Below are 18,422 nucleotides of genomic sequence, written 5' to 3'. Positions count from 1 at the left end.
CAGCTTCGTGACAAAACGGGGGTTTGTAGCAGTTTCAGGAGTAAAATGTTGCCAAACTTACCAATATCTTACTTAGCTACCACCAAAACTAACTTTTCATCGATTACAAGCTCAAAAAACTGAGCTTTTCTTTCATAGCCCGTCACAACACCTCTGACCTCTAACCAATGATGGCTATCCTCCCTTGAAAGAGTTTCTATCGAGCGGACTTTATAGTCTTGATATTGCCATAGGCCGATAGTATTACACCGTGCAACAGTTTTAATATTAGCTAAACAGTGCCAAAGCATGTCATTTTGAAACACCTTTGATTTCGCAAAACCATTAGCAAACAGCAACTCCTGCAGATGTTCTCCTGCCTCAGTGTATACATAGGCAAGTGTACGGCCGAATGGATCAAGTTTGAGTGTTGGCCTAGGCTAGAGGTAACTATGTAGAAACGATTTAGTTTCAAGAGCATATACCCATCCGACCTGAAAATGCAGGATTCAGTGGGGGTTTAATGGGCTTTAATCACAGGTTCATTGCTCCATGCTGAACCTAAGCACCTACATCTGACCTCCAGGGATGGAGGGAATGCCTTGAGCATGTCAGGAACATACTAGGCCATCTAGGCGAGGCATTGATTGCAGCTAATGGTCGCTGCCTTGGTAAAATCAATAACACAGAGTAAAGCCCATGCTTTTATATAAGAAACGCCCATCGAAGAAGGGGTTGTGCAAGCCCACTTCGTTGTTGCGGCAACTTAAAAGGGAATAACCATTTCCACGTTAACGCGCCTAGCATTGAACTAGCACAACACCTCTGAAACAAGCATTTTCAAGTGGTATGGGTATAGGGCTGTGATGATGCGCTAGACTTGAAATCTATTTCAGACCTATCGACGCCAAACGATGCACGACCTTGTAAGGTTAGTGTATCGCCATCATTAACGTAACCGAGTGACACTGATTCGTCGAAGTGCCAAGGAATGCACTGACTCGATTTTAACTGTGGAGCAACAAGAAGCAGTTACAAACTAAAGGCAAGCTTATTTAATCCCATCAAGTGCCTTTATAGTAATACCAATCAGTATAAGAAGTTGATCTACTCAGAGTATCTTTAGCGAAGTCATTTAAGGCGGGCTAATCCAAAGTGAATAATGACACAATGGTTATTCCCTTATGAGTTTATTCATTGCCGAAGTAGGAAGCCAAAAACACTCCTTACAGGCGAGTTTTAGCGGCTTTGATGCTGCGTTAATGAACTTGAATGCATAATAACTATTAGTTCAAACCCCACTATTTACCTACAGCGTTTTGAATTCCCACTGAATGGTCAAACTTTTAATGCAATTGCTATAACGCAGGAGCAGTTACCAAGGAGCATTTAATGACCTTCCCTCAAAGTCGCTAAACTCAGAATAGCAAAAAGGCGCCAATAGGCGCCTTTTTAAAATTCAATGTAGAAGTAAGATTACTTCTTACCAAGTGCACCAAAGCGCTTGTTGAACTTATCGATACGTCCGCCAGTATCCATAACTTTCTGGGTACCAGTGTAGAATGGGTGACATGAACCACAAACGTCTAAATGTAAGTCTTTACCTACAGTAGAGTTAATTTTGATAACGTTACCACAAGTACAAGTTGCAGTGATTTCTGCATAATCAGGATGAATGCCTGCTTTCATTGGAATTACCTCAAGTTTAAGGCCATGTCGCTCTTCCAACCCGAAGTCGGACACCACATGCAGTTAATAGATAGTTTAGGGCGCAGGATGATACAGTAACTGCCCCTGAGATTCAAGCGACCTGTAAATAAAACTCCAAGTCGCCTGCGTCACGCTATTAACTTACGAAAGCTCTTGCATTATAAAGGTTGATCCATCGAATCATAAAGCTCTTTAGCTGCAATCGCATCACCATACTTATCCAATATAGCCTGAGACGGACATTGTAGTTTTGCATCCGCTCTTAAGCCGTTAATGCTATCTTTTCTAAATGCTCTCGGGTTGGCATCAAAAATGGCCAGCATTGCGCCGTACGTACTGACGCCCCACACGTTAGACTGACGTAAACCGATGCGCCATAGTGTTTCACTGCCATTAAAGCCAATAGTACAGTTCTCTTTTATTTTCACTTTAACAGTCGCAGTGCTTGCTGTTCGAGTGCTGATAATCTCTTTACTATCCTTAACTGGCTGCTGAGTTTTAGCTGGCATAGGTTTACTTGCAACCTCCTCAACCGCTTGGCTATTCGCACTCTCACCGCCAAATATGCTGAGCACACTCACTTCTCGCCAGCGGTTTATACGATGCTCTTTCACCACCAGTACCGCTTCACTATCAACCACATCCTCAACACCGCTAATCAGGACCGAGAACTGGTTAAGAGGTTTGGCCACCAGACGTTCTTCACCAACTGATTGGCGCAAAAAGTATTGCACTTTATTAGGGTTTTTATGGCTAGAAACAATATTGATCTTTAGCTTAGGGTAACCGCCCAACTCAAACAGCCTTTGATTGATACTGACATGAGAAACTTCTGCAATAACCGTCGTGCTAAATAGCGCTAACGTCACGAATGCTAATATTATTATTTTTTTCATCATTCCCTTTCCTAGCATTGAATCCACATAATTAGTTAAATCTGACTAGCTCTGACTGACTCCCCTCGGTACACTAACCGCTTATCTCCTATCGAAATAGAGTTTTATGCCTTTGTTTGTTGAGGTCGCACTGCCCGTTCCAATGCGGCAAACCTTTAGCTACCAAGTACCAGACCATATCAACATCGCGCCTCAAAAAGGCATGCGAGTCCAAGTGCCATTTGGTCGTCAGCAATTGATTGGTCTTATCACTGCTGTAACAGATAGCTGTAACTTAACCCCAAAACAAATAAAGCCGCTGATTAGCATTTTAGACGATGCGCCACTGTTACCTGATTCACTCTATAAACTAACGGCTTGGGCTGCAAGATATTACTTCTGTAGCCTTGGGCAAATGTTATCACAAGCGATACCTGTCGCTCTTAGAAAGGGCGCCGAAGCCAAAGCGGCAACTGTAGGCTACTGGAGTTTAACTGATGCTGGCCGTGAGGCTGATGTCAATCAACTTAACCGCGCCCCCGCTCAACGAAAGCTGTTTAATACTCTAATTGAACGAGAGTTAGAGCAACACGAAATAATAACGTTAGAACTGAGTAAAGCAGCGCTAAAGGCGCTCGAAGACAAGGGCTGGATAGTAAAGAAGTCACGCACCGGGACTGTTGATCTAAGCTGGCGAACCGAGCTTGAGATGACTGAGGAGCCACACAGGCTGAATCCAGAGCAAGCCATCGCTGTTGCGACATTGACCCAACAGTCAAATTATCACTGCACCCTACTTGAAGGGGTGACAGGCTCAGGCAAAACTGAGGTTTATTTGGCGCTGCTTGAAACCATCCTTAAGCAGGGAAAGCAAGCACTCGTGCTGGTGCCTGAGATTGGTTTAACCCCACAGACGATTAACCGCTTTAGACGCCGCTTTAATGTCAAAGTCGCCGTCATTCATTCTGGCTTGACCGATAACCAAAGGCTAGATGCATGGCGTCATGCCAAAACAGGCGAAGCAGCCATCATCATAGGTACACGCTCAGCACTATTCACCCCAATGGCGCACCCAGGGGTGATAATTTTAGATGAAGAGCATGACTCAAGCTTTAAGCAGCAGGAGGGCGTGGGTTATCACGCTCGCGATCTGGCCGTTATGCGCGGTCACCTAGAGGATATCCCGGTACTGTTAGGCACAGCAACACCATCACTTGAGACCTTGCAAAATGCGCTTAATGGTCGTTACCAGCATCTGCAATTGGGTAAGCGCGCAGGTAATGCAGAAAAAGTGCGCCAAGGGATTGTCGATATTCGCAATCAGCCACTACGTTCAGGCATGTCCCACGCACTGCTTAATGAGATGCGTATTCATCTCGACGCTGGCAACCAAGTCATATTGTTTCTTAATCGCCGTGGATTTGCTCCAGCGTTAATTTGTCATGAATGCGGCCACCTGCATGAGTGCGATCGTTGTGATGCCTTCTTTACTGTGCATCAAGCTTTGGGAGAGATCCGTTGTCACCACTGTAGCAATCAATACGCTATTCCTAAGCAGTGCCATCAATGTGGTAGCACTATGCTCGCTGGCCAAGGTGTTGGCACTGAGCAACTCGCAAGCTTTCTTGAAAAAGAGTTCCCTAATCACCCTGTAGTTAGAATTGATCGCGACACCACCCGTAATAAAGGTTCATTGGAGAGCCACCTCAACGCGATTCATAAAGGTGAATACAAAATTCTAGTCGGCACCCAAATGCTCGCTAAAGGGCATCATTTTCCAGATGTAACTCTGGTAGGGCTTCTTGATGTTGATGGTGCGCTTTTTAGTGCCGATTTTAGAGCACCTGAGCGTTTTGGTCAGCTTTATACTCAAGTATCAGGTCGTGCTGGCCGTGCAAACAAACCGGGCACAGTATTACTGCAAACCCACCAAAGCGATAACGCTATGCTGCGCGAGTTGATGCATAAAGGCTACGGTGAGTTTTCACGTAATCAGCTCAATGAGCGAAAACAAGCATTACTGCCACCCGCCTGGCACATGATCCTTATCCGCGCCGAAGCCCATCAAGCATCCGATGCTGATGCCCTGCTCAGTCAGATAGGCGCGCTACTGCCACAAAACGATGAGTGTGAAGTGATTGGCCCAATGCCAGCGCCACTTGACAGAAAAGCGGGCAAGTACCGCCGCCAGCTGTTGTTTCAAACTAAGAATCGCAACCAACTGCAACAAGCCTTTGAGCAAGCATTGCCACAAATTGAGCAACTAGCGTTGGCTAAAAAGTGTCGCTGGAGCCTAGATCGTGATCCACAAGATCTACTTTAAATCGAGTTTATTTAAACTAAAGCAGAAAAAGTTCGCTAGAGGATAGTAATTAGGTGCCACAAGCGGCTAAAATAGTCGGTTACTCCTATTATTTTTCACTACTTGTAAGTGCCGATTAAACGCCAATGAAATCACATACTCAATCTTTACTCGCTGAATCGTTAAATGCCCTTAAACAACAAGGTGTTGTTCCTGCTGATTTTGAAGCCCGCATTCAAGTAGACCGAACCAAAGATAAGAGTCACGGTGATTTTGCGACTAACTTGGCAATGATGCTAACCAAAGCTGCTCGCAAGAACCCGCGTGAAATCGCTCAGCTGATCATCGATAACCTGCCTCAATCTAGCCATGTAGAAAAGGTAGAGATTGCAGGCCCAGGTTTCATCAACTTCTTTATCGATGATAACGCACTCGCCAATCAATTAATGGATGCGCTAAATAGTGACCATTTAGGCGTAACTTTACCAGAATCGCAAACTGTGGTAGTTGACTACTCGTCGCCAAACCTAGCTAAAGAGATGCATGTTGGTCATTTACGCTCGACTATTATCGGTGACAGCGTAGTACGTTCGCTTGAGTTTATGGGCCACAATGTTATTCGCCAAAACCATGTGGGTGACTGGGGTACTCAGTTCGGCATGCTACTGGCTTACATGGAAGAGCTACGTGCAGCCAATGGCGAACAAGCACAAATCGAGCTTTCAGATCTAGAAAACTTCTACCGCGCCGCTAAGGTTCGTTTCGACGAATCAGAAGATTTTGCCAACCGCGCCCGTAAGCTTGTGGTTGCATTGCAATCTGGCGATGAATACTGCAACAAACTATGGCGTGAGTTTAACGATATCTCGCTCAGCCATTGCCATGAGATCTATGAGCGTTTAGGGGTAAGTCTAACTCGCCAAGATGTGCGCGGCGAAAGTTCGTACAACGATGACTTAGAGCAGGTAGTTGCTGACTTAGATAGCCAAGGTCTGCTATCGGAAAGCAATGGCGCAAAAGTTGTCTTTCAAGAAGAGTTCAAGAATAAAGAGGGCGAGCCTCTACCTGTTATTATCCAAAAAGCAGATGGCGGCTACCTATATGCCACCAGCGATATGGCAGCAATGCGTTACCGTTCAAACGTATTAAAAGCGGATAGAGCGCTGTATTTTGTCGATCTACGTCAAGCACTGCATTTCCAACAAGTCTTTAAACTGGCTAAAACGGCTAAGTTTGTCCGTGAAGAGATGAGCTTTGAACATATGGGCTTTGGCACCATGAATGGCGAAGACGGTCGTCCATTTAAAACTCGCTCTGGCGGGGTAGTTAAACTTATCGATCTGCTTAAAGAAGCTGATACTCGAGCACTTGAGTTAGTTCGCAGCAAGAATCCTGATATGGATGAGGCTGAGCTTGCTGAGATTGCGCGCGTGGTAGGTATTGCGTCGGTGAAATATGCCGATCTATCTAAAAACCGTACTAGCGATTATATCTTCAGCTTTGAGCAGATGCTCAGCTTTGAAGGTAACACAGCACCATACCTACTTTATGCTTACACCCGTGTTGCTGGTATTTTCAAGCGCGCACAAGATGTTGACTTAAGCGATGCTAAAATCGTGCTTGAGCATGAAAAAGAGAAAGATCTTGGTACCAAGTTAGCCCAGTTTGGTGAAGTGATGAACCGTGTTGTGAATAAAGGACAGCCGCATGCATTATGTGCTTATCTGTTTGAACTCGCGGGTGCATTCTCAAGCTTCTACGAAGCTTGCCCAGTATTGGCTGCTGACACCGAAGCGCAGAAGAAGAGCCGCTTACTACTCGCTCAACTAACAGCTAAAACACTTAAGCAAGGGCTTAACTTGCTAGGACTAGAAACCTTAGAGCGGATGTAATCGTAACACCATGACCAGTCGTGACTACGCAAACCGTAAACCCACGCGCAAAGGCAATGCCAAAAAGCGTGGGTCAAAAGGGAATCCGCCTAAGCGCTTCCCTGTATTAGTATTTATCATTACTCTTTTAGGTCTAGCGGGCTTTGGTTATCTTTTATGGCTGCTGAGCGATACTGACGACACAGTCACTACGCCGGTGGTGGTAGAAAAGCCTAAAAAAGCCGTTATTAAAAAAGATCCAAACGCGCTACCGCCAGCTCCTGAGGAGGAGTGGACCTATCTTGAAGAGCTTGAGAATAAAAAGGTAGAAGTGGATCTGCCCGAAGTATCAGACAAACCTAAGCGTCCTTACCAGATGCAGTGTGGTTCGTTTAGAAAAGAGTCTCAGGCTAATCAACTTAAAGCGATGATCGCCTTCCAAGGATTAGAAGCGCAAGTTCGCAAAGTTAAAGGCACTAGTGGTATTTGGTATAAGGTCGTTCTTGGTCCTTATGACAAGAAACGTGATGCAGAAAGACAACGTCACGTGCTGCAAAACTCTGGTACTAACGGCTGCCAAATTTGGTTCTGGGAAGGTTAACCTCGAAACCTATCCGCTATTCTAAAGCGCTGCTCATGCAGCGCTTTTTTATATCTTTAATAAATGATACCAATTGCATTAAAAGTTTGACCATTCAGCGGGAATTCAAAATGCTGTAGGCAAGTAGTGGGATTTGAGCTAATAGTTATTCTATATCCAAATCCTATAATGAAGCATACAACGTTTTGAAACCCGCACTTCGTGAGCACCTCAGTCTTTCCACTTCTGCTTTGCATTGTCTTAAAAGGGAATGACCATTTCTTTACCAAAGCGCTTTGAAATGAAAAGACTGAGGGGGCTCTGAACTGGTCAAATACTTAATGCAATTGGTATGAGTCTGCAGTAATCATCAGCCCTTAATAAACTACCCATGCCATAGAACACTGTGCTTTTAGTGCGATTGCCAAACCCTACTTCTACTTCACAATAATTCAGGTAAACTGCATTATCTAAACAAAGCAATGACTAAAAGGCTAGTTCATGCGCCACCTCTTACTTACACTAAAATGGGCTTTATTAACAATCATACTAGCCCCGATTGCTTTGTACCTTATCTTATTGCTTATTAATATACGCGACGCGGCGCCTTCTGAGCAGTCGCTGCGTTATCTAGCTCAAATAGCACAAATCGATAGCAGCCTTGCTAAAAGCCACAATGACAATGCTTATATTTTTGCTCTGGGCTTTGACTCCGCTAAAGATAAGTCACCAATAGCTGTTGGACTCCAATCTCTGCATAATCTACAAAATGAAGATGTTTCAAATGTCGATAAAACACAGCAATACGCTCTGCCTAATTTACCACTTGAAAACTGTTTAGCAGAAGATAATTTTGTGGATGCCTGTAGCGCTAATCTCAGGAAAAACACTCATCTTACAACCCTCTTATCTAACAACCGTTGGCGAATCAATCGCTACCAACAGTTACTGAAAATGAGCAGTTGGCATGACAGCCCTTCTTTCACTGCAGATATAAGTGCGATGCCATTTAAAGAGTTGTTGCTGGCACAAAAGCTCTACTTGCTTGATGCTTACCAAAATATCGATAGCACATCAGCACAGTTTATCGCTGATGCCATCGAGCAAGATATGCTTTTTTGGCAAAGGTTATCTTTAAACACCCACATATTGATCAACAAAATGGTCAGTGCTAGTGCAATATCTATCAACATGAAACTGGGTGAAGTCATTTTGGGACAGCAGAGAGTAGAGCAAACTAGCCAAGTGTTGCCAATTAGCTGGACTAAACCATTGACAGCTAATGTATTATCACTAGATAAGGCTAAGTTGGGCGAATGGCGTTATTTCACCAAACTCACCAATACGACTCTAGTCGATGATAGCGCCATAGATACAATGACGAAGGTGGTCACCTCTTTGTTACACCCTTTTATGCATGACCAAGATACCGCTAACCGTTATGCCGCGATTTTAACTAACTCAGGCATACAAACTGACTGCGATACGGGATTATCTATCGACGGTATAACTCGCTATATCTACAACCCGCTTGGAAAATACATCCTCTGTACTGGTATGCCTTCATTTAACGCTCACCAAATGACCCTCGATAAACTAGAGCAACAAAGGGCAGCGCTTATCACTCGGTTAAAGGTGGAGCAGATAAGCAAGACTAACAAAATACCCCCAAGTTAAATCGCCGATGTTATCGATAAATACTTCACGGTCAAAGGCGAGGTTTTTAGCTTGCCATACCACATCAGATAGCTAACCGATTGATATATTCAAAAACAGAACAAGCATAAAAACATTCCTGTACTGGTTTTCATCAACTAGTTTACCAATGAGTTTTCTTCACCACACTGATGAAAGCTTGGCTATTGAAGTTAGTTGGGGTATATAAAATTGAACAACTTCTAAACCCACTTCCTACATCAACTTCGTAACTACCTAATAGAATCTCATTATTATCCTTTCTAAATAAATCCGTGACCGATGAACTTTCTGAATAAAAAACATATGATTCACCTGAATCACAGTTAATTTCAACGCTATATTGCAAGTTTTTATCCTTCACCATATCACCTGAAATATAAATATTATAACTCCCTCTATACTTGTGACTTATTTCAATATTAGCTATCACACCTTTAGTTAACATACCTTTCCAAACAACATTTTTATAATCACTTGGGATATAAGTAACATTTAGCAATGTATATACCATACCGTTTGAGTTGGCCTTAAGATGCCACTCTGAATAATGCTGAAGGGTGATATGACCAAATAGCACAAGGAGTATCATCACTAACACCTTCTTGACTTTCATTACTTATTGTTCCTTGCGTCGTGTACAAGATTAAAATAGAGGTCGAAATCAAAAAGGAACAAATATAAAATTGAGCCCCTCCCACTTTCTTTCCTACTATCTTTTTTTATTATCTACATCAGACCGCTTTTCAATTTTTACCATTCGTTCAAATACCAGAAAAATAATTAGCCATAACCCTAGTCCTAGTATTATTCCTAAACCATCGTGGTATTTAGCTAAATACCATCCGAAGCTTACAGAAAGAACGGTAAAAAGTTTATGAAGTATAATTTTATAATTACTCATGATTTTCACATTTCACTACATATAGATGTTGTTGAAACAGACTCTACAGAACCATTGCCATTATATATCGTATTGACAGTAATATAGCCGTTCCCATCAACTGTTTTATACATTTCTGTAGTTCGGTATTGCCCTAGTGTTACGCCATCGACATAACCTGTTGCCCCAATAAGAGTACCCGTTCCTATACCCAAGGCTTTTGATAATCTTGTTGCAGGAAAAAACCAAGAGCCAACATTAAAAACTATACCGACAGTCGTCATTGCTCGCGCGTTACTGGTGTTAATGTGGTTTACTTCAGTCTGAGTTAATGGTTCTGTCGTAAAAGACTCGACTTGAACTCCTTTCTTTGAGCATGAGCACCTCGCCAAACCCAGAGGGTCAAAGTAACTCAATGGATTGCCTCCCACATAGATATAAGTATTCATCCCTCCCGCCAAACCTATCGGGTCACTCTGCAGATACCTGGCGGTTTTGGCATCGTAATCCCTAAAGCCATTTTGCCAGCTGTCCTTCTCGCTATCATAGTATTAACCCGGTAATCCAAGGTTTAGTCCGCCGACGTGGTCGATAAGCACTTCACGGTCAAAGGCGAGGTTTTTAGCTTGCCATACCACATCAGATAGCTATCAGCTCAAAATATTGAAATAAACAGAACAAGCATAAAAATATGCCTGTCCTATCTTATAACGTGTTTTTATTTAACATCAATACACGGCACTGATTGAAACATAAGCATTATCGAAGTATTCACCCGACTCAGCCCTCTCTAATTTAAATTTAATACGAAAGCTATCACCATCTAAAACTGTATTAATAGGAATAACAAAAAGCACCACGCGTTTTAAAGAGCTTTTAGCCCCCAAACTATCACCAAAGATTCGATAGTGAATAGGAGAGTTTATCTGAGAGCTAATTACAACATCATTTTCACTATTGTAGACCGTGACCTCTCCAGCCAAATTTATATCCTTTAACTCAGTAACAAATTGACCTTCTTTATCAATATTGAAGCCAAATTCATAATAACCAGAACGAGGCACAGAAAATTTTATGTCAATATCACCACCCGGAGCTAAGTGTTGCTCGACCACAGGTGAAAACCTCCCCCTCCCCTCCGTAATTAAATCCAAAACCCTATAAATTTCATGAGGGAAGAATAATACAAAGAAGAGGGTAATCATGGGTATGAAATAAACTTTTTTCATAGTCACTCCAATTTATAATAGTTTTCAAGAACGTTATCGACATAATCTGACAATTATTATCATTTAACCAAAAGGAATAATCTCCGGCTTCAGTCATTGCAACGGCTTTTCTCATTTTTTCATCATCATACCCACCTTGGCATCGACCATAATCCCCCCCCCTATTCTCATTAATAATTAAGCCTCCAGGCCCAAAGCCCACATTCCCACCAACGTCATCCTCAAAAAAGATTTGTTGATGGCCAATTATATTGTTATCCCTATCCGCCCCACTTCCCCTTTCGCCTATCACGAATGGAGTATTATCCAATGCTCTGTAGCACACTTTTGCCAAACCCAGAGGGTCAAAGTAACTCAATGGATTGCCTCCCACATAGATATAAGTATTCATCCCTCCCGCCAAACCTATCGGGTCACTCTGCAGATACCTGGCGGTTTTGGCATCGTAATCCCTAAAGCCATTTTGCCAGCTGTCCTTCTCGCTATCATATTATTGCCCCGGTAATCCAAGGTTTAGACCGCCGACGTGGTCGATAAGCACTTAACGGTCAAAGGCGAGGTTTTTAGCTTGCCATACCACATCAGATAGCTATCCGATTGATATATTCAAAAACAGAACAAACATAAAAATATGCCTGTCCTATCTTATAATCAAGTAGCTTATTATGTTTGTGGAAACGATACACACTGCTGTATGAGCAAGCTGATTTGAGGCGTTGATAAACGTTTGGCAACTTATAAGAGGGTCATGCCGTTGGCTAATATCGAACTTTTACAGTCAGCTCCATTTTCAATTAAAAAGCGTACACTCTCAGCTTCCTTAGCTATCACTGCTACCATTAGGGCATCATATTGACTAGTAGCCATTTTTACATTGATATTAGCGCCCTCAGCCAACAGGATAGTCATTATATCTAAATTGCCACATTCAGCAGCAGCCATCAGCAAACTCATACCCGAAGCGGTTTGATAATTAGCATCATCAAACTGTGCAACTACCTTTGTAGCCATTTCAGGTCTTGTTGCTAACGTAGCGTAATAAGCGTTAAACAGTTCCTCTTTATCACTAAGCTGATTAATGTAGTCCAAATCGTTCAATACGACCGCCAGCTCACCTTTACTTGCGGCAAATATCTTTTGTTGCGGCCCTAAACCATACAAATACTCTTGGGCAACCATAATATCTTGTTCAGACATGAATTGTTTAGAGCTCAAGCAAGACTGCTTAACAATTTCTGTAGCAGCTTTTGCTGGGTATGCACTAGCAAAAAGTAACAATATGCTGATCATATATTTCATAATCATTTACCCCCAATCGAAATTGCAAAATTAGAAAACACAGTTGCATCACTGTCACCGGAAGAAGCATAACTGTTCCAGTCTATATTTTTATTAGCCACTTCACTCCCTGACCTTTATAAAGCTCATAAGCTTAATTAAAACCAACCAAACAATAATTGCAGCAACAATAAAAAATCATTTCCTAAAGTAAACACCTTAAAACCGACCCAAAAACTCGCTATATTAACAAGAGCTGTCAAAATATTAAAATATCTTCTCTTCATATTATTCTTCCCAAAAAAAAATAAAAGCCAGCCATTGTTAATCAACATTAATATGGGTGGCTATGTATTTGTTAATGTATTTTTTATTTAATTAAACATCTATCAAGTAACAAACTTACCTCTTTATTGCCTTGGTTTTTCGCTAAATCGAACACACTTTTACCATTTACCAATGTTGCTCTATGGCAAGCCGCCCCATTAGCTAATAGGTGCCTGACCATTACAGTATTACGATTCATTACAGCTTGGTTTAAAGGGTTAATACCCGAGGTGGCAATTCCTTGATTAATATCAGCACCTAAACTCAATAATTTAGTTACGGCTTGAGTTTGTCCACAATCTGCTGCCACCATAAGCAGTGTTGGCTTTCCTTCCCCCTGCTTGTTGATATCACTATCTTCCAGTAAAGCCAACAAGTCATTAAATAAGGATAAATCACTCGACAAAGTAACCTCTAGTGCTTCAGCTAGTACCTCAAAGCTTCTATGCTTTTTAATATAATCTAAATCTCCTATTGAGACAGCAAGTGTGACTTTACTAGGTATTACCGGAGCACCATCATTATTAGCAAGTTGTTTTTTTACTTCGATAATCTCGCTTCCGGTAAAATTATGCTTTAGGTTTGAACATGAAAAGTGATTACTTTTCGCCAGTGCCATTGGTGTAAAAAAGAGCAAAACCAAGAGTGTTCTCATTTTATTTCTCCTTCAGTTGACTACTGATAAAATTATTCATGATAACTTCAGCTGAATCATTGCCACTATTATAAAGGTTCCAATTAACCTGCAAAACAGGCCAATTAATGACTCTTGCGACATAACTACTTGGTATATGATACTTCCCTTCAGTACTTAAAAAAAAGTTAATATCCCTTAACCCATCATTTATAGCCGCTTCTAATAAAGTAGCTGATGCGCCTCCCAAGTCATAACCATTGCTAATAGCACCAATTACACCAGCTTGCGTTTTGTACGCTTCTATTAGTTGAGCTGCAAGCTTTAAATATTGTTGCTGTTCTGCATCGAAACTATAAAGTTTACAACCTGAAGAAGAACCTTCCTGCCCACCGGGCCGCCCTTGATCACGAGGACCATTTCCTTCAGGCCTTAAACCTGTTTCATCAAACCAGATCAGCGACGAGTTGAGTGCATAACGGTATAAATTGTTACCACCCGCCAAACCTATCGGGTCACTCTGCAGATATCTGGCGGTTTTGGCATCGTAATCCCTAAAGCCATTTTGCCAGCTGTCCTTCTCGCTATCATAGTATTGACCCGGTAGCCCAAGGTTTAGCCCGCCGACGTGGTCGATAAGCACTTCACGGTCAAAGGCGAGGTTTTTAGCTTGCCAGACAACTTCACCGTATTTGTCGGTTACCACTTCTGGTCGGCCCAAGTGATCATTACTGAGGTAATAAACTTCATTGCCAGCATCCGTTAAATTGACAAGCGCCAATAACTGACCATTTTGATAGACGTATTCACGATTGACGCTGCCATTAAGTGCTTCGGCAATTAATCGTCCTTGTTGATCATACAGGTAATGAATACGACTGCCATCGGCTAATTGCTTAGCGCTGGCCTTTGGCGTTATAGCTATAGTGAGTTGTTTGACCGTTTTTACTGTGGCTTAACATTCGGTTAAGGCGGCCATATTGGTAGCTAGCAGCACCTTCAGCCGTTTGCTCGCTGATGATATTACCATTGGCATCATAATCAAACTGCCGTTGCTGCGCACCAGTGATAGCCAACAAGCGGTTTGAATCAAATGCACTGCGGTACCAGTCGCTATCGGTTTGCGTGGTGAGGCTTAAGCGATTGCCAATAGCATCATAGCTAATATCTTGCCAACCATCACTATTGTCGATACTGGTAATTTGACCCAGTGCGTCGTAAGCAAAGGATTGGTTAAAATGTTGTGCGTGGTTAAACCAAGCACTGATATTACCGACTTCATCGTACTGATATTGCAGATGCTGTACATTGCTAGTCACTATCTGGCTAACCTGCCGCTGCTGAGTATACTCAATGCCATGTTTTAAGTGGTTGGCGCTAGTCCATGCTTTTACCGGACCAAATGCAAGGTAGTCAAAGTCCCAGCCAAGTGCTTGGTCGTTATAATTAATATAACTCAAGCGGTTGTTGCGGTTGTACCAGCTTTTAACTCGTTGCCCGCTGGGCATATAACGCTCGGTAATATTGCCATTTAGGTCATACTGCCATTGCTGCACATACTCATTTCCATCTATGCGGCTTCGCAGTTCAAATAGCTGACCAGACGGTTGATAGCTGTAACGGCTATGGTTGTTATCATCTTGTTGTGTTTGGCACAGCTTGCCGATGCCATAGTTACAACTGTCGTATACATAACTGAAAACAGCTTGAAAGTTTTCTGATACCTCACTGAGGCGGTTGAGGGGATCATATTTGTATTGACGCACGATACCGTTAGCAGTTGTTTCACTGATCATTAACCCGGCAAGATACTGGTATTGATTTGTGCCACCATCAGGGCTGACTTGCGCCACTTTTTCGCCAAAGCCATTGTACTGATATTCAGTGACATTGCCTCTCGCATCGGTCACAGTGCTTAATTGCCCCTGGGCGTTATAAGCGAAAGTACTGCTATGGCCCAATGCGTTAGTTTGCGCTATTTTGCGGTTGAATTGATCATAGCTAAAATGGATTTGGTTACCGCTAGCATCAGTGGTGGATAGCAGGTTGCCTTGTACATCGTATTCATTACGGCTATTTAGGCTGCCCGATTCACGACTTTCAACCACTCTGCTTAAGCTGTCGAATACACGCTGTTGCCTGTAATCATCAACTTGCTCAGTGATTTGAGTTGCGTTTAACAGGCAGGCGGCACTGCTTAAGCAGGTCTCAATTTGCCAAGCATGACTCTCGCCTGTAATGCTGCTTTCTAGCGCATTACCTGCCGCGTCCAGTAGCCAGCGTTTAGTTTGCCCCTGCGCATCACTCTCGCTAATTTTTCGATAGGCCGCATCGTACTCATATTGGTAACTGTCACCCTTAGGTCTCGTCGTTTTAATCAGCTGGCCCATGGCATTATACTGATATCGGGTAATGGCAGGCGTTGCGGTTAGCAAACGGCTTTCAAGCATACGACCGCGAGCATCATAGTCAAACTCGGTTGTCACGCCGTTGATATTGACTTTGTAGCCTGGGTTACCCATTTGATCGTAGTCACCATACTGTACCTGATGACCTAATGCGTTAGTTTGGCTAAGGGTGTTACCTTGTAGATCAAACCGAGTCACAGTGATATCGCTAACGTCATCACGTGGGCCATCTATCGTCAGTTTGGCGAGCATACGATTGTCGTGATACGCATAGTCATAGCGCCATTGACGCTGCTCGCCAGTTAGTCTATCGGTTTGCAGCTTTAGCGTTAAATCGCCGTTATTAGCATAGCTAAACTCGGTGATGCTTCCAGCTGTGGTGACTTTTGCAGGCTTGTCTAATGTTGCATGCCACTCAGTTTGCTTACTGATGGTAGAAGCACTGCCAGCGCCAAGCACGCTTTCGGTGATCAATCCACGTTCGTTATAAGCGGTGGTAGTGACGAACCCATTCCAGTCGGTTTGACTGGTTTGGCGGCCGTAATCATCATACTCATAGCCTTGGTTGGCGCTGCTGCAATAATTACCGGCGTGGCCGGTGATTTCAGTCGCCACTTTTTGACCGTTAATTTCAGTAAACTGATAAGTGGTTTGCTTACCTAACGCATTGGTGACTGTGGTTTTTAAATCGCCAAGGTAAGCAAATTCAGTGCGCTCAGCGCCATCGGCATGCTCACTGCTAATCGCTCTGCCTTGCTCATCATACTGCCAGCTAGCATAGTTTTTATCGTTGATATCTATGGCGGTTAATGCACTTGGGTGACGTTGGTCTTCATAAAAGTAGCGCTTGTGATTACCGCCGGGGAAGCTCACTTGGCTCAATAAACCGTTGTGGCTATAGTCATAGGTGTATGCTGCGCCATTGGCGTCTGTTACCTGCGATAAAAGGCCTGAATCATGGTAACTAAATTGAATTGAGCGATGAGTTGTGCTCACCACCTCAGCTAACCTGCCATGCTGATACAGAAGGTTAATCGCTTCATTATCATTACTCATGGCGATCAATTGGCCTTTGGCGTTAAAATTAAACGTTACTTCGCCTTGCTTAAATACCCAGTCACCGCTCTCAGTGGTTAACAAATCCGCCAACTTACCATTACTATCAAGCCAATACTGAGTGCCAGCGACGGGGTAAAAATATTGCTGGCGGCCGTCAGGCGTTGAAATAGTTAAGCCTTGCTTTACACCGATTTCGTTAGCCTGTACTGCCAACTGATAATCGTAGCTGGTGCGCCAAATCTTACCTAAACTCCCTTCATGGCGACTGCGCTGAAAGTAAAGGCGGCCAAAACCGAGTAGGCTATTGGCAACAGTAAAATCGTGTTCAACTTGATATTTGGTGCCAGTGGCAATGAGGACGGGGTTACCCGCACAATTTTGTTCAGTGTTTTCTTGTTTGTCTTCCTTTTCTCTTTCACGCTCAGAAGGCCCTCCTGACCCAGGGCCTGTAGGCCCTTGGTGACCAACACCGGGGTTATCACCACCACCGCAATTGCCCCACAGCTCACCGTGTTCCAGCATACCTTTTGAGGGGCTTTATAACCATTCGCATTGGTATACCCAGTTCGACATGAACCGCCTACACTAGGACACGCTCCATAAGCCTGTGACATAGCTCCAAAAAAGAGCACGCCTAAAAGGCTGCTGTTAAAAATCCATTTCATTCACTAATACTCCGACTTTAAAAATATGCACTGAAACCCAACTTTGGATACTTTATACAATTTAAAGGCGTTCAAAAATAGGTCAAAAGAATGGAGTATTTGCCTTTTTCAGCGCCTTCTATTGGCGCTCTTAGTAAACTGCGACTTACTTAAGAAACGTTATCCCACTTTTCTGTTTGGGTGCTTCATGTTACTAAGGCGTTAATCGCCAGAACGCTGTAATCCTGAATAGTTATATAGTTTGCACTTTTAGCTAGCTGAAGCGTATACATGTTCTGCAATCCAAGCTTCCCCCTTGATATTTATTCATCCATCCCCATATCGGTTATATCGTCAACCAGCAGGCACCTTGTCGCTGGCTAGAGAAGAGGATTTATCGTGACCACTATCGTATCAGTACGCCGTAATAACCAAGTTGTTATCGCCGGTGATGGCCAAGTTTCTCTCGGTAATACCGTGATGAAAGGCAATGCTAGAAAAGTTCGTCGTCTATACCACAATAAGGTATTGGCAGGCTTTGCTGGCGGTACAGCAGATGCATTTACTCTATTCGAGCGTTTCGAAGCCAAACTCGAAATGCATCAAGGTCATTTAATGCGCGCTGCGGTTGAAATGGCGAAAGATTGGCGCTCAGACAAAGTGTTGCGCAAGCTAGAAGCACTATTGGCTGTAGCTGATGGTGAAGCTTCACTAATCATCACCGGTAACGGCGATGTGGTTCAGCCTGAAAATGACTTAATCGCTATCGGTTCTGGCGGCAACTTTGCCCAGTCAGCAGCTACGGCTCTGCTAGAGAACACCGAGCTTAGCGCGCTTGAAATCGCTGAAAAATCACTGACAATTGCAGGTGACATTTGCGTGTTCACCAACCAATTTAAGACCATCGAAGAATTAAAGTACTAAGCGAACTTTCGTTTAGCACTAAAC

13 protein-coding genes and 3 pseudogenes are annotated in these 18,422 nt (G+C 43.2%); 5 read left to right on the top strand and 11 right to left on the bottom strand.

The features are described 5' to 3' along the window. Positions 1-68: 68 nt before the first annotated feature. The 3 genes and pseudogenes from SWP_RS24805 to SWP_RS02200 form a co-directional block, all read right to left on the bottom strand. Positions 69-389, bottom strand: a pseudogene (locus SWP_RS24805) (thermonuclease family protein); the annotation flags it as partial. A gap of 1,066 nt (positions 390-1,455) precedes the next feature. Beyond that, positions 1,456-1,668, bottom strand: a complete 213-nt coding sequence (gene rpmE / locus SWP_RS02205; protein WP_044555581.1) for a 50S ribosomal protein L31 — start codon at positions 1,666-1,668, stop codon at positions 1,456-1,458. 179 nt (positions 1,669-1,847) lie between these two features. Beyond that, positions 1,848-2,588 (bottom strand): FimV/HubP family polar landmark protein, encoded by a 741-nt coding sequence (locus tag SWP_RS02200; protein ID WP_020910688.1) that lies wholly within the window; start codon positions 2,586-2,588, stop codon positions 1,848-1,850. Between the two features lie 103 nt (positions 2,589-2,691). Between SWP_RS02200 and priA the strand changes: the two genes are divergently transcribed. From priA to SWP_RS02180, 4 genes are all read left to right on the top strand, one after another. Then, positions 2,692-4,887 (top strand): primosomal protein N', encoded by a 2,196-nt coding sequence (gene priA / locus SWP_RS02195; protein ID WP_020910687.1) that lies wholly within the window; start codon positions 2,692-2,694, stop codon positions 4,885-4,887. Positions 4,888-5,012: 125 nt separating this feature from the next. Further along, a complete protein-coding gene (gene argS, locus SWP_RS02190; protein WP_020910686.1) occupies positions 5,013-6,758 on the top strand; it encodes an arginine--tRNA ligase in 1,746 nt (581 codons plus the stop codon). 10 nt (positions 6,759-6,768) lie between these two features. Then, positions 6,769-7,338, top strand: a complete 570-nt coding sequence (locus SWP_RS02185; protein WP_020910685.1) for an SPOR domain-containing protein — start codon at positions 6,769-6,771, stop codon at positions 7,336-7,338. 480 nt (positions 7,339-7,818) lie between these two features. Then, a complete protein-coding gene (locus SWP_RS02180; RefSeq protein WP_020910684.1) occupies positions 7,819-8,994 on the top strand; it encodes a hypothetical protein in 1,176 nt (391 codons plus the stop codon). Positions 8,995-9,136: 142 nt separating this feature from the next. On the opposite strand, the gene SWP_RS02175 is transcribed toward SWP_RS02180, so the two are convergent. The 8 genes and pseudogenes from SWP_RS02175 to SWP_RS02135 all read right to left on the bottom strand — a co-directional run bounded on the left by SWP_RS02175 (position 9,137) and on the right by SWP_RS02135 (position 17,352). Further along, complete coding sequence (locus tag SWP_RS02175; protein WP_044555579.1) at positions 9,137-9,628, bottom strand: hypothetical protein; 492 nt, start codon at positions 9,626-9,628, stop codon at positions 9,137-9,139. 293 nt (positions 9,629-9,921) lie between these two features. Further along, a pseudogene (locus SWP_RS02165) lies at positions 9,922-10,434 on the bottom strand (RHS repeat-associated core domain-containing protein); the annotation flags it as partial. Between the two features lie 189 nt (positions 10,435-10,623). Continuing rightward, on the bottom strand, positions 10,624-11,124 hold the full coding sequence (locus SWP_RS02160) for a hypothetical protein (RefSeq protein ID WP_143711157.1): 501 nt from the start codon (positions 11,122-11,124) through the stop codon (positions 10,624-10,626). Continuing rightward, a pseudogene (locus SWP_RS24695) lies at positions 11,063-11,602 on the bottom strand (RHS repeat-associated core domain-containing protein); the annotation flags it as partial. The gene SWP_RS02160 and the pseudogene SWP_RS24695, both read right to left, overlap by 62 nt. A gap of 257 nt (positions 11,603-11,859) precedes the next feature. After that, positions 11,860-12,321 carry an ankyrin repeat domain-containing protein gene (locus SWP_RS02150; protein WP_187148532.1) on the bottom strand — a complete coding sequence of 154 codons (462 nt, stop codon included), beginning with the start codon at positions 12,319-12,321 and terminating at the stop codon, positions 11,860-11,862. Between the two features lie 451 nt (positions 12,322-12,772). Next, a complete protein-coding gene (locus SWP_RS02145) occupies positions 12,773-13,384 on the bottom strand; it encodes an ankyrin repeat domain-containing protein (RefSeq protein WP_020910679.1) in 612 nt (203 codons plus the stop codon). Position 13,385: 1 nt separating this feature from the next. After that, a complete protein-coding gene (locus SWP_RS02140; RefSeq protein ID WP_020910678.1) occupies positions 13,386-14,144 on the bottom strand; it encodes an RHS repeat domain-containing protein in 759 nt (252 codons plus the stop codon). Positions 14,145-14,259: 115 nt separating this feature from the next. Further along, positions 14,260-17,352, bottom strand: a complete 3,093-nt coding sequence (locus tag SWP_RS02135) for a DUF6531 domain-containing protein (RefSeq protein ID WP_020910677.1) — start codon at positions 17,350-17,352, stop codon at positions 14,260-14,262. 521 nt (positions 17,353-17,873) lie between these two features. On the opposite strand from SWP_RS02135, the gene hslV reads away from it, so the two are divergent. Then, positions 17,874-18,398: an ATP-dependent protease subunit HslV gene (hslV, locus tag SWP_RS02130; protein ID WP_020910676.1), complete on the top strand. Its 525-nt coding sequence runs from the start codon at positions 17,874-17,876 to the stop codon at positions 18,396-18,398. The last annotated feature ends 24 nt before the right edge of the window (positions 18,399-18,422 follow it).

Source organism: Shewanella piezotolerans WP3, assembly GCF_000014885.1.
In the GTDB taxonomy this organism is placed as follows: Bacteria; Pseudomonadota; Gammaproteobacteria; order Enterobacterales; family Shewanellaceae; genus Shewanella; species Shewanella piezotolerans.
The sequence above is the reverse complement of the archived record's forward strand: the minus strand, read 5'-3'. Positions and strand labels throughout refer to the sequence as shown.

Excerpts from the sequence above, each read along its gene's own strand:
- priA (WP_020910687.1), top strand. The coding sequence starts at position 2,692 with ATGCCTTTGTTTGTTGAGGTCGCACTGCCCGTTCCAATGCGGCAAACC.
- SWP_RS02135 (WP_020910677.1), bottom strand. The coding sequence starts at position 17,352 with ATGCTGGAACACGGTGAGCTGTGGGGCAATTGCGGTGGTGGTGATAAC.
- SWP_RS02160 (WP_143711157.1), bottom strand. The coding sequence starts at position 11,124 with ATGAAAAAAGTTTATTTCATACCCATGATTACCCTCTTCTTTGTATTA.
- argS (WP_020910686.1), top strand. The coding sequence starts at position 5,013 with ATGAAATCACATACTCAATCTTTACTCGCTGAATCGTTAAATGCCCTT.
- SWP_RS02145 (WP_020910679.1), bottom strand. The coding sequence starts at position 13,384 with ATGAGAACACTCTTGGTTTTGCTCTTTTTTACACCAATGGCACTGGCG.
- SWP_RS02200 (WP_020910688.1), bottom strand. The coding sequence starts at position 2,588 with ATGATGAAAAAAATAATAATATTAGCATTCGTGACGTTAGCGCTATTT.
- SWP_RS02150 (WP_187148532.1), bottom strand. The coding sequence starts at position 12,321 with ATGTCTGAACAAGATATTATGGTTGCCCAAGAGTATTTGTATGGTTTA.
- SWP_RS02180 (WP_020910684.1), top strand. The coding sequence starts at position 7,819 with ATGCGCCACCTCTTACTTACACTAAAATGGGCTTTATTAACAATCATA.
- SWP_RS02175 (WP_044555579.1), bottom strand. The coding sequence starts at position 9,628 with ATGAAAGTCAAGAAGGTGTTAGTGATGATACTCCTTGTGCTATTTGGT.
- SWP_RS02185 (WP_020910685.1), top strand. The coding sequence starts at position 6,769 with ATGACCAGTCGTGACTACGCAAACCGTAAACCCACGCGCAAAGGCAAT.
- rpmE (WP_044555581.1), bottom strand. The coding sequence starts at position 1,668 with ATGAAAGCAGGCATTCATCCTGATTATGCAGAAATCACTGCAACTTGT.